8 protein-coding genes are annotated in these 12,133 nt (G+C 58.1%); 7 read left to right on the forward strand and 1 reads right to left on the reverse strand.

What is annotated here, in order from left to right; all coding sequences use genetic code 11:
- Nucleotides 1-91 precede the first annotated feature (91 nt).
- Nucleotides 92-2,551 (reverse strand): ADOP family duplicated permease, encoded by a 2,460-nt coding sequence (locus tag M504_RS11875; RefSeq protein ID WP_047491569.1) that lies wholly within the window; start codon nucleotides 2,549-2,551, stop codon nucleotides 92-94.
- Nucleotides 2,552-2,822: 271 nt separating this feature from the next.
- Here M504_RS11875 and M504_RS11880 point away from each other — a divergent pair, with 271 nt between their 5' ends.
- From M504_RS11880 to M504_RS11910, 7 genes are all read left to right on the forward strand, one after another.
- Nucleotides 2,823-4,304, forward strand: a complete 1,482-nt coding sequence (locus M504_RS11880) for a DUF1254 domain-containing protein (RefSeq protein WP_047491571.1) — start codon at nucleotides 2,823-2,825, stop codon at nucleotides 4,302-4,304.
- Between the two features lie 72 nt (nucleotides 4,305-4,376).
- Nucleotides 4,377-5,816, forward strand: coding sequence for a DUF1254 domain-containing protein (locus tag M504_RS11885; RefSeq protein WP_232296264.1), 1,440 nt, complete (start codon nucleotides 4,377-4,379; stop codon nucleotides 5,814-5,816).
- Between the two features lie 86 nt (nucleotides 5,817-5,902).
- Nucleotides 5,903-7,111 carry a M23 family metallopeptidase gene (locus tag M504_RS11890; RefSeq protein WP_052200659.1) on the forward strand — a complete coding sequence of 403 codons (1,209 nt, stop codon included), beginning with the start codon at nucleotides 5,903-5,905 and terminating at the stop codon, nucleotides 7,109-7,111.
- A gap of 92 nt (nucleotides 7,112-7,203) precedes the next feature.
- A complete protein-coding gene (locus M504_RS11895) occupies nucleotides 7,204-8,481 on the forward strand; it encodes a sugar MFS transporter (protein WP_047491574.1) in 1,278 nt (425 codons plus the stop codon).
- A 197-nt stretch (nucleotides 8,482-8,678) separates the two neighbouring features.
- Complete coding sequence (locus M504_RS11900) at nucleotides 8,679-9,374, forward strand: DUF1080 domain-containing protein (protein ID WP_052200660.1); 696 nt, start codon at nucleotides 8,679-8,681, stop codon at nucleotides 9,372-9,374.
- A 47-nt stretch (nucleotides 9,375-9,421) separates the two neighbouring features.
- Nucleotides 9,422-10,273, forward strand: coding sequence for a c-type cytochrome (locus tag M504_RS11905; RefSeq protein WP_047491577.1), 852 nt, complete (start codon nucleotides 9,422-9,424; stop codon nucleotides 10,271-10,273).
- A complete protein-coding gene (locus M504_RS11910) occupies nucleotides 10,273-11,934 on the forward strand; it encodes an acido-empty-quinoprotein group A (protein ID WP_047491580.1) in 1,662 nt (553 codons plus the stop codon). The genes M504_RS11905 and M504_RS11910 overlap by 1 nt, the downstream gene beginning before the upstream one ends.
- The last annotated feature ends 199 nt before the right edge of the window (nucleotides 11,935-12,133 follow it).

Here is a 12,133-nt window from a genome sequence, read left to right on the forward strand (position 1 = left end):
GTAAGCGAAATGAATGAGGCCCGCATCGTTTGCGGGCCTCACTGTTTCAATCGTCATGAGATCGTTTTCGATTTTTGTTGGGAATGGCGAGTTATTCGGAACGTAGTGCTTCCGCGGCGTCGACTTTTGCGGCACGTGCCGCGGGAATGGCGGATGCGATGATGGCTGCGGCGAGAATGGCTATGGCGGATGCGACGAATGCGAGTGAGCCAGGCTGATGGATCGCTGTAACGTATCTGGCGACGATGCGTGTGAGTGCAAAACCTATCACCACGCCTGCGGCCACACCGATGCCGGCCATCGTGAGGCCTTCCGCCAGAACGTTGGTGAGAATGTTGCGCGGTAGAGCGCCCATTGCCATGCGGATTCCGAACTCGCGCGTGCGGCTGCTGACAGAGAATGCGAGAACGCCTGCTACGCCCACCACGGAGATTAAGAGGGCCACGGCGGCGAATCCGCCGAAGACAATCGCGTTGAGGCGATCGGGTGTGAGCACTTCTGCGCGCACGTCTCCGAGTGTGCTGGCCTTTTCAACGGGCTGATCTGCCGATAGATCATGAACGATTTGTGTGATGGCGGGGACCACGGAATACGCGTCCTGCTTGGTGCGTACGAAGAGACGGCCTGTCCATCCTTGTTCCTGTTCGACGGGCTCATAGATCGTCATGGCCGGTGCGGGGATGATGTTTTCGTCGTCGAAGTCGGGCACCACGGCGATGATTCGCCTTGGCTCAGGGCTGATGCCAACAAACTTGATGACGCCGTCTGTCCAGCGCACGGTACGGTTGAGCGCGTCCTGTCCGGGGTAAAGCATTTTGGCGAGGCTCTGGCTGATGATGACGACACGTTCGGAGCCGTCGCGGTCGCTGTCTTTAAAGTCGCGACCTTCCTTCAGCGGTACACCGAAGGTATCGAAGAATCCCGGCGACACGACTCGGAACTTTGCGCGGAAGTCTTCGCCGTTGTCGCGCTTGGCGCCTTCTGCAGCGAATTGAAAGCTGATGCCGAGGCCACGATCGTCGCGCCAGGGTGTGCCGAAGCCTGATGACACGTGCTCGACGCCAGGCAGCGCGCTCACACGACGTTGCACTTCGCGATAGAACTCATCCACCTGCAGAGGTGTTTTTCCGAACGACATAAGTGGAAGATTCACTGCGAGAACGTTGGCCGAATCGTAGGGCGGGCGCGTCTGCTCCAGCACGAAGAGAGTTTTCATGAGCACGCATGCTCCGCCAAGCAACAGGAAGGAGGCTGCGATCTGCGTTACTGCGAAGATGCGGAGGCGACGACTGCTGCCTCCAGCGATGCGTGCTCCACGACCGGTGAGGCCACCTTGTGGTGAGTCTGCTGATGGGAGGCGTGGAATGAATGCGAGAAAGACCGCCGCTGCCAACGCGAGCGCAATGCCGAACCACACCATGCTGAAATCGAGTGTGAGGTCATTGGCGCGGACGGAGAAGCGCGATGCATAACGACCGAGTACGGCGACCATTGGTATAGCGAGGGCGACTGCCGCGATTGCCCCGCTGCCGCAGAGGATGAGGCTTTCGGCCAACAGAGAGCGGCGCAGTGCAGCATGGCTCGCACCCAGTGCCGAGCGTATTGCGAGTTCTGATTCGCGGCGCACCGTTCGTGCGAGCACAAGATTGGCGACGTTTGAGCTTGCGATGACGAAGAGCAGACCCGAAGCCGCGAAGAGTATCCACAAGATGGTATTGGCGCGCGAATTGATCTGATCGTGCATGCGCGTTACGTCGATCTGGTAGTGGTCTTCCGCCTTGTAGACCTCAGGATGTGCGGACACCATTGCGCCGTATGCGGTTCGCAGTTCTGCGCGTGCGTTGTCCAGCGTGGCGTTGGGGGAGAGGCGCGCGAAGACCTCGGTCATGCGATGCTCGCGGCCCGTGACCATGGTAGCGGAGAGGTGATGCGGGCTGGTGACGAGGTTGGCGATGATTTCAGTCGACACGGGATAGGGGACGGATGGCTCCAGCACGCCGACCACGGTCGCGGATCGTGCGCCGGTGGGGCCTTCCAATCGGACAGTTTTTCCGATCACGGTGGGATCGGAGTGCAGCGATGCTCTCCAGAAGTGATAGGTGAGCACGATGGCTCCGGCGGCATTCTGGCCGTCATCGGCGGGAGTGAGAAGACGTCCGAGCACGGGGTGCAGACCCATGACATCGAAGTAGTTTCCATCCACTACGCCTGCCGGAATTTCTCGTGGCGTGCCGAGGCCAACGACCGTGAAATCGACCTCGGAGAATGTGCCCAGCTCCTTAATGGACTTCAGACCGGTGCCGATGTCTTTGATTTCAGGGACCGAGAACGTTGCGTTGTCCTGGCCGAGGCCCGGGGCGCTCTGGCGGAGATACAGCAGTCGGGCCTCATCGTTATTCGCCAGCGGACGAAGCAGCACAGCACGCACGACGCTGAAGATCGCAGCGTTGGCGCCGATGCCCAATGCCAACGTGAGGGCGACTGTAATCCATAGCGCAGGAACACGCGCCAGGGAACGTGCGGCAACTTTCAGATCGCGGAAAAACGACATCTCACACCTCGGTCAGGCGGGGTCGGGGATTGGCCGCCTTTACTAGTCGACGAACGGCTGGACACCAATTCTACAAACCGACCACGGAATTTTGGAATAAACAGTTTTTCCGCGTGGGTGGCTCCTCTGCGCGCCCGCACAGGCGCATGGAAGGCGAAGGTGTGGCCTGTCGTTTCTAACAGTACTCCCGCCTATCCAGAGGGTTTACCAATGTCACTGCAAGGACGTGGGGAAACCGGAAGATTCGTTTCCTAATTTTCAGGAGAAACGTATGCAGCGAGCGAGTCGTTGGTTGACTGTGGGAGTGGCTTTGATGGCACTGACGTTTACAGGATGTGAGAAGCCCAAGTCCGATACGACGCCTGCGCAAGATGCGGCTGGACCCTACGCGTTTGAGCGTGGGTTTGCGACTCAGGATGCGGCTACGAAAGCCTATGACGATAACGATCTGAATCGTGCGGTTGAGGCTTATAAGTTCTTCTATCCCACGGTGTCTGGTCACGCGATCTTTGTCGGCAACTTGAAGCTGGGCATTGTGCCGAACAAGGTTTTTGGCACGCTGGATACGAAGCCGAAGCATGTTGGCTACACGCTTAATTCCGATACGCCGTATGCGCCCGCGTTGATTGATCTTTCGAATGGGCCGATGGTGATTGAGCTGCCGCCAGGACCGCTGATTTGCATTGCGATGGATGTGAATCAGCTTTGGATTGCTGATCTTGGAATACCGGGGCCAGCGCATGGTCAGGGTGACAAGGTGGTGTTTTTGCCGCCGGGTTACAAGGACGCTGTGCCGGCGGGATATCGTGTGGCGAATTCGCCGTCGAACATGATGCTGGTGGGCATTCGTTCGCTGCCGGTGGGTGGCGATGTGGCGGGGGCGATTGCGCTCATCAAGACGACGAAGGTGCATCCGCTGAAGCCGACGCCGGGATGGCCTGAATTGCAGTGGCTGGACCTGACGCCGATGCCGCAGGACACGACTCCGCTGGCATGGGAAGGCAACATTCAGTACTGGCAGCAACTGTATGAGGTGATCAATTCGGAGGTTCCGAATCAGCGCTTTCACTTCTGGTATGGCCAGTTGGCGGCGTTGGGGATTGAGAAGGGCAAGCCGTTCCAGCCGGATGCGCGCATGACCTCGATTCTGGAGAAGGCAGCGAAGATTGCGAACGGGCAGATGCGTGTGGAGTCGTTCAACGACCGCAGGCCCGACCGTGTGGTGTGGCCGGACCGCAAGTGGGAATGGGCGGCGCTGCGCTATGAAGACGGCGATTTCAATACGGCGACTTACAACGACCTGGTAGCGAGGGATAAGTGGTTCTATCAGGCGATTGGCGCGTCGCATGCGATGTTCCGGCGCGACCCGATGGCGGGGTCGCTTTATTGGTTGGGTGCGCGCGACAGCGATGGCAACACGCTGGATGGCGGCAAGAGCTACAAGCTGAGTGTGCCGCAGCCGGTGCCGGGAAAACTTTTCTGGTCAGTGACGGTGTATGACACGGACACGCGCAGCCAGGTGGCGACGGATCAAGGGAAGGCGGCGCTGCGATCGATGTTTGAGTTGAAGAACATTTCAAAGACGCAGCCAACGGAACTTTACTTTGGGCCGACAGCACCGGCGGGTCATGAGAACGAGTGGATCAAAACGATTCCCGGCAAGGGATGGTTCACTTACTTCCGCATTTATGGGCCGGAGCAGGGTGCGTTTGATGGCAGTTGGAAGCCTGCGGATTTTGTTGAAGTGAAGTAGGGCGGAGCTTTTTGATCTGAACGGTCTGAAGCAGGGACGCAGGAATGTTTCCAGGAGAAAACGATGGTGAGTATGCGCTCCAAAGTAGCGCGATCGATCTTCGTTACGTTGTTCATGCTTTCGCTCGTTGCATGTGAACAGCACACGAAACAGGAGACGCCGATGTCAGGTCAGAATGCGGGTGGTGATGTAAACGCGTCTGTTCTTCATGCGCGTGCTATGCAGGCGGTGATCTGGGGCATGCCCGCTGTGAACTACGACCTGATGCTGCAGGAGATGCTCCACAAGACTTCGTCGAAACAGAACGAGGTTGTGTACTGGTCAAAGCCTGTGACGTGGAAGAACCAGACGCTGACACCGAATCCTGATGCGTTGTATTTCATGATCTTCACGAATACGCGGGATGCAGGGCCGGTGGTGATTGAAGTTCCTCCTGCGGATACGGGGTCGTTTGCCGCAAACATTGTGACCGTATGGCAAATGCCACTGGAAGATGTGGGGCCGGCGGGGGCGGATCAGGGTAAGGGAGGGAAGTACCTGGTGCTGCCGCCGGGATACAAAGACAAAATTCCTGATGGGTATATTCCGCTGCGGTCGGAGACGTATGGCGGTTACGCGCTGTTGCGGTCCAACCTCCCCAGCCACAGTGATGAGGACGTGGCGAAGGCTGAGGCATATGGGAGACGGTTGAAGGTCTATCCGCTTGGTCGGGCGTCGCGTCCGGCAGAGACGAAGTTTACGGATGCGAAGGACACACTCTACGACTCGACGATTCCTTTTGACGTTCGGTTCTTTCGGTCGCTTGACCGCATCGTTCAGATCGAGCCCTGGCAGACGCGTGACAAGGCGATGATTGATGTACTGAAGACAATTGGCATTGAGAAGGGCAAGCCCTTTCATCCGGATCCGGCAATGACCGATGCTTTGAAGAGTGCGGCTGTGGACGCGCATGCTTACATCGATGGGCTTTATCAGGCCGGGTTTCCTCCGTTCTTTTCTAGCGCGCGATGGGCTTTGCCTGCGATGCCGGATCTTGTCAGAGCTGGATCATCAGGTTATGCAGAAACGGATATCTATCCTGTGGATGCTCGCGGGCTGACTTATTCGCTGGGCTACATCGGGATCAAACGGCTGGGCAAGGCGCAGTTCTATCTGATGGAGAGCAAGGACAAGAACGGCGATACGTTCGAGGGCAAGAACACGTACCGTCTGCATGTGCCGGCTGATCCGCCGACGAAGCAGTATTGGTCGGCGACGGTGTATGACCGTGAGACGCATGCACTGGTGAAGAATCTTGATCGTGCAAGCCGCGCTTCGAATGACACGACGTTGCAGAAGAACGCGGATGGATCGGTAGATATCTACTTTGGGCCGAAGGCTCCCAGCGGTAAGGATGCGAATTGGGTTCCGACTGATCCGTCGCGGCAATTCGAAGTGATGTTCCGGTTGTATGGTCCGACTGAGGCGCTCTTCGAGAAGACGTGGGTTCTGCCTGATATCGAAAAACTGTAAAACGGTGCGCGTGAAATTTAGAAGCGGTGTGGGGGCTTTCAGGTAAGCTGCGAAGCAAGTACGCGAGTTGCCTGGAGAACTACCGCATGTTTCTCTGCAGATTGCTTCATCGGATCATGGTTGGTGTTGCACTCACTCTTTCATTGGCACTGACTGCGGCTCATGCAGCTGAGAAGCCCACGCCTCTCATTCTGTCAGTGCAAGATGCTCCGGTGGTCTTTACTGGGTCGGATGGCAACACGCACCTTGTGTACGAGCTGTGGATGTTGAACTTCTCCAGCGGTGACATTGCTGTGCAGAGTGTCGATATTCTTGGCGACGGTACAGTCATTCAGACGATGGACGCCAAGACGGTTGCTACTCGTTTGCAGCCTGTGGGGCTGCGCGACGCAACGGGTACGCTGGCGAAAAGCTCGCAGGCGCTTCTCTTTGTTCACATCACGCTGCCTGGAGGTGCTGCTGTTCCGCGTCGTCTGACGCATCGCGTCACGACGTTCATTGCTGCGGCACCGCCTGCGTTTCAACACCTCGTGATGGCCGGAGGTGAGACTGTGCCGTCTCGACAGACGGTGGCGGTTATTCATCCTCCTCTGGCTGGTGGCAATTATGTTTCGGCTGACTCGTGTTGCGATTCGAGTCGTCACATGCGGGCCGCGCTGGGAGTGAACAATCATGTGTGGTTGGCTCAGCGCTTCGCTGTGGATTGGGAGCAGTTGGATTCGCAGGGCAGGATCTATTCCGGGCCTCGTGAGAATCTCAAGAGCTACACGATCTTCGGTAAGCCCGCGCTTGCCGTTGCCGACGCTACGGTTGTTTCTGTTGTGGATGATCTTCCGGAACAGACTCCTGGCAAGTATCCCGAGGGCATCTCGCTGGATAAGGCGGATGGGAACTCGGTGATTCTGCGGCTTGATGATCCGCGGCTTGGCGGCCATGTCTTTGCGATGTACGCGCATATGCAGCCTCGCAGTATTCGCGTCCACGAAGGCGAGAAGGTTCATCCTGGCGAGGTTCTTGGGCTGGTCGGCAATACCGGCAATTCGGTTGCGCCTCATCTTCATTTCCAGCTGATGGCTGAGCCTTCATCGCTGGCTTCGAACGGGCTGCCCTACGCGATCGACTCCTTCTCAGTCACTGGACAGATACCCAGCACTGAGGCTTTTGATGAAGCTGAGGCGAAGGGGACTGCCATTGCTCATCGCGTGTTGCCTGCTCCTCGTCGAGTCGAAAACGCGCTGCCGCTCGACCAGCGCATCATTGCGTTTCCTGATTTGCCGACGAGAGGGAACCGCTGACGTTACGCCGCGATATTTCGTGTCTGTTGCGTGTTCAGGTAAGCTGCGAACCAAGCACGCATTGTTAAGGCACGGTTTCTCCTGGAGGGGCGTTGGCGATTTCGAGTCACGGTGAGGTTCGCACCTCGGCCGCAGCAGCGGAAGGTAAGTACACGGTTCAATTGGCGCTGATTGTTGCGCTGTTTGGTGGCATTGGTTTCATCACTGCGATGAATGACGTGCTGGTGCCGCACTTCAAGGATCTGTTTCAGCTCACGAATGTGAAGGCGCTGCTGGTGCAGTTCGCCTTCTTCGGAGCGTACTTTCTGCTGGCGATTCCTTCGGGCAAGATTGTGGGGCGCATTGGTTATCGCAATGGCATGATCGCGGCGATGGCTGTGATTGGCTGCGGATTGATGCTGTTTCTGCCGGCGTCGTTGCTGATTACGTATCCGCTGTTTTTGTTTGCGTTGTTTGTGGTGGGTTGCGGGTTGGCGCTGTTGCAGGTGGCGGTGAATCCGTACATCAGCGCGCTGGGTGATCCTTCGAAGGCTGCTTCGCGATTGAACCTGGCGGGTGGATTGAATTCGCTGGGCGGAACGCTGGCTCCGCATGTGGGCGCGATGTTCATCTTTGTGGCGGCTGGTGCGACGACGGCTGAGTTGGCTCGCAGTGTGCGGATGCCGTATGTGGTGCTGGGGCTGATGGCGTTTGCTATGGCGCTGGTGGTGCGACTGGTGCATCTGCCGGAACTAATTCCGCAGGCGGAGGCGCACGAGAAACTGCAAGGGAGTGCGTGGGATTTTCGGCAGCTCCGGTTTGGGATGCTGGGAATCTTCTTTTACGTCGGCGCGGAAGTGACCGTGGGCAGCCTGATCATCAACTACCTCGGGCAGCCTTCGATGGGCAGCATGCCGCATCTGCAGGCAGCGAAGTATGTGTCGCTGTACTGGGGCGGCGCGATGGTGGCGCGTTTCATCGGCTTTGTTGCGCTGCGGCATGTGAAGCAGTCGCATGCGCTGGCATTTGTGAGCGCGTTTGGCGTGCTGGCGATCACGCTGGCGATTCTGGGGCATGGTTCGCCTGCGATGTGGGCAGTGGTTTCGTGCGGACTTTATAACTCGGTGATGTGGCCGTGCATCTTCCCCATGTCGATTGAAGGACTTGGCAAGTACACGAGCCAGGCTTCGGGGCTGCTGGTGATGATGATTGTGGGCGGCGCGGTGGTGCCGGAGATTCAGGGCTGGGTGGCCGACCATTATGGCTATCAGCCGAGTTTCCTGGTGGTGCTGGTTTGCTACGCGTATGTTCTGTTCTTTGCGCTGAATGGCCACAAACCGGGGAAGAGCAGCGAAGGATTGGTGGAGGTCGCGCCGCCGGTCGGGGTTTAAGGTACTTCGTACCGTTCTCGACGCTTCGCGTGGTCGCGCTATCGCGCTATATCCCAGGTTCGCTTCGCATGCTGGCACGCTTCCCGCGGCGGGGCATTGTGCTTACAGAGTTTATGGGCGAGGGTATTGCGCCGTGTAGGGCTGCATGTATGCTTATTTTGCTCGTTTAATTAATTCCTTTTCCGGGGTTCCTGCACATGGGCCAGGCTTTTGCTTTTCGCTCTTCGTTTGGTCGCACAGCGGTGCGCATTGCGGGTGTAACGGCCCTTCTTCTGTCGACCGGTGTGACCGCGACGACGCAGATGCAGACGGCCGCACCCAAGCCTGTTCGTCCTGGCATGGACTGGATCCAGCTCTTTAATGAGAAGGACCTGACCGGATGGACGCCGATTGGTGCGGAGAGCTGGACCGTGGAAGGCGATGGCATTCTGCACGGCAAGGGTCTGACGAAGGCCTACGGCTACCTGGAGACGGACAAGGACTACAAGGACTTTCAGTTGTCGCTGCGCTTCAAGTGCGTGGGCGATGGCAACAGCGGCGTGTTCTTCCACACGAGCTTCGATGGCGTGGATGCCAAGACGGGCATGCAGTTTGAGATTGACTGCACGATGATGCACCACACGGCTGGCGTGTATGCCGAAGATGGCCGTGGCTGGGTGGTCTGGCCGTCGCCTGAGAATGAGGGCGTGGTGCGCAAGGGCGAGTGGAACGACTATCTTGTTGAGGTCATCGGCAATCGTTATCGTTCGCGTTTGAACGGCGTGCCCATGGTGGACTTCACCGATCCGAAGCCGGGCGCTCCCGATGGAAAGCTTGCGCTGCAGCTTCATGCAGGCGGCGCGGGCAACATGCAGTTTAAGGACATCTGGATTCGCGATCTTTCCAAGCGCTAACTCCTCTCGAACGACGCAACACTGTTTCTTTGCCAAGGACTTTCTGAATGCGGAAATGGAATCTCAACCGAAGTGTTCACCGTCTCTCTGCAGCGGGTGCATTTCTTCTTACGGTTGCAGCGTGCGCGCCTTATGCGGCAGCGCAGCATATCGAAACGTCTACGTTTAACCAGGCACCGAAGCGTCCTGCGGAAGACCCGAAGGCCGTGGAACACGGCAAGCAGGTCTATGCGCAGAAATGCGCTTCCTGCCACGCGGACGATCTGCGCGGAACGGATACGGGTGTGAACATTCTGCGTTCGCAGCCTGCGCTGACCGATCATGGCAACGATCACCTGACGCCGATCATGCTGGGCCAGTGGACCGGCATGCAGACGCACAAGGTCGACATTTCCAATGCCGATGCCCTGGCTGTGGGTGCTTACGTTCGCAGCATGTTGGCGTTGATTGGAAGCCAGGGACGCGCACCGTATGACGCACAGAAGCAGCCAAACATTGTGGTGGGCGATGCGACTGTGGGTAAGGCCACGTTTGCGAAGACGTGCGGCTCCTGCCACTCTGCGGAGGGCGATCTGAAGGGATTTGCCAAGAAGGTGGCTTCGCCCAAGCTGTTGCAGGCTGCGTGGCTGCGTGGCACCTACCTGGGCGCGACGCCGGTTGTGGTGACGGCGACCGTCACGGAACCGGGCAAGGCGGCGGTGAGCGGAACACTGATTCACGTGGATGACTTCCTGGTGACGCTGAAGGTGGAAGACGGCACGCAGCAGACGTTTGAGCGCAATGGCGCGGTGCCGAAGGTGGTGGTGAAAGATCCGCTGGATGCGCATCGCAGCCTGCTGCCCAAGTACACAGACAAAGACATTCACGACATAACGGCTTACCTGGTGACCCTGAAGTGATGGCGCGACGACTCCTAACTTTTGCTGCTGCCCTGTTGCTGGCTCCTTTGGCGCCAGCGCAGAACGTGACCAATGCGGATATCGCAAAGCCTCTGCAGAACGAGTGGCTGACCTACAACGGTGATTACACCGCGCGCCGCTACAGTGCGTTGACGGCTGTGAACCGGCAGACGGTGAAGCACCTGACGCTGGCGTGGACGTCGAAGATGACGCCGGGTGACGGGCTTGCGCCGCTAACCGGCTATAGCAAGGTTCGTCCTACGCTGATCACTGGTGGCCAAGGCCCCGGCGGATTGGGTGCTGGCGGTATCAAGGGCACCATCCTGCAGCACGATGGCATCCTTTATGTGACGCAGCCGGACAACACCTATGCCGTGGATGCACGCAGCGGTGAAGTGCTGTGGCACTACTACTGGAAGACGCGTGGCGGTACGCACATTGGCAATCGCGGCGTTGCTTTATATAAGGACTATCTCTTCTTCGAGACGCCGGATGACTATCTTGTTTCGCTGGAAGTGAAGACGGGCAAGGAACGCTGGCATAAGAAGCTGGCCGATGTGGAGGGCGGATACTTCGCCACACCCGCGCCGATTGTGATCAAGAACCATGTAATTGCAGGCGTGGGTAACGACATTGATGCGCCGAGCTTTTTGAAGTCGTTTGATCCTGAGACTGGTGAGCTGCAGTGGACGTGGTACGTGACGCCGCAGAATGCTGGCGATCCCGGTCTTGATTCGTGGAAGAACCTGGATGCTGCTCGCCATGGTGGCGGCGGTACCTGGGTGACGGGTGCGTATGACCCGGAGACGAACTACTACATCATGAGCACGGGCAATCCCACGCCGAGCTGGACGAACGGCAACCGCGGCGACGGCGACAATCTGTACGCCTGCTCGCTGGTGGCGCTGGATGTGGATACCGGCAAGCTGAAGTGGTACATGTCCACTTCGCCGCATGACACGCACGATTACGATTCCGCGCAGACGCCGGTGCTGGTGGACGGTGTGTTCAACGGACGCAAGCGGAAGCTGGCTGTGACGGCTGCTCGTAACGGCTACTTCTTTGTGGTGGATCGTGTGACGGGTGAGCATCTGTTGACCACGAAGTATGGCGAGACGACGAACTGGTCGAACAAGCTGACGCCACGTGGTGGACCGTATCCTGATCCGGCTAAGGATGCTTCGATTGGTGGCAGCCTTATCTCACCGGCTTCGGGCGGTACTGTGAACTGGCAGCCTCCGGCTTATTCGCCGCAGACGGGTCTGCTGTACCAGTATGAGAACAACGGATTCTCCGAGGCGTTCCTGACTGATCCTGATCCGCGTGGCGCTATGGGATTGGGTGGCAAGGATGAGCTTTCCATCGGTACGTACTCGAACTACATCTCGGGTATCGACTACAAGACGGGCAAGGCGCGGTGGCGTCATGCGCTGTATGGACAGGGCACGGGCGGCGGCGGTTTGCTGGCGACGGCTGGTGGTCTGCTGTTCAGCGGCGACGGTTCGGGCAACCTGGTGGCATTCGATACGGCGAATGGCAATCCGCTGTGGCACGCGCACATTGGCAGCATCACGAATGCTCCGCAGACGTTTGTTCTGGATGGACATCAGTACGTGATCGCGGCTTCGGGCGATACAGTGTATGCGTTTGAGTTGTTGTAATCGTCGTAAGGACGTGAAGGCGGATGGCGATTGCCATCCGCCTTTTTGTTTTCTTGATGCGTTGTAGTGGTGTTGAGGAATGCAGGTCCTTCGGCTCCGCTCAGGATGACGACCTTGCGGACGTATGAGCTTCACTTCGCGAAGCTGGCTTAGGTGTGTGGCTGGAAGGGTTTGAAACTGTCGCTGCGCTAGGATGCGT

The sequence above is a fragment of the Terriglobus sp. TAA 43 genome, assembly GCF_000800015.1.
Lineage (GTDB): Bacteria > Acidobacteriota > Terriglobia > Terriglobales > Acidobacteriaceae > Terriglobus.

Bases quoted from the DNA above. Each gene is read 5' to 3' on its own strand.
- M504_RS11875 (WP_047491569.1), bottom strand. From the start codon at position 2,551: ATGTCGTTTTTCCGCGATCTGAAAGTTGCCGCACGTTCCCTGGCGCGT.
- M504_RS11880 (WP_047491571.1), top strand. From the start codon at position 2,823: ATGCAGCGAGCGAGTCGTTGGTTGACTGTGGGAGTGGCTTTGATGGCA.
- M504_RS11885 (WP_232296264.1), top strand. From the start codon at position 4,377: ATGCGCTCCAAAGTAGCGCGATCGATCTTCGTTACGTTGTTCATGCTT.
- M504_RS11890 (WP_052200659.1), top strand. From the start codon at position 5,903: ATGTTTCTCTGCAGATTGCTTCATCGGATCATGGTTGGTGTTGCACTC.
- M504_RS11900 (WP_052200660.1), top strand. From the start codon at position 8,679: ATGGGCCAGGCTTTTGCTTTTCGCTCTTCGTTTGGTCGCACAGCGGTG.
- M504_RS11905 (WP_047491577.1), top strand. From the start codon at position 9,422: ATGCGGAAATGGAATCTCAACCGAAGTGTTCACCGTCTCTCTGCAGCG.
- M504_RS11910 (WP_047491580.1), top strand. From the start codon at position 10,273: ATGGCGCGACGACTCCTAACTTTTGCTGCTGCCCTGTTGCTGGCTCCT.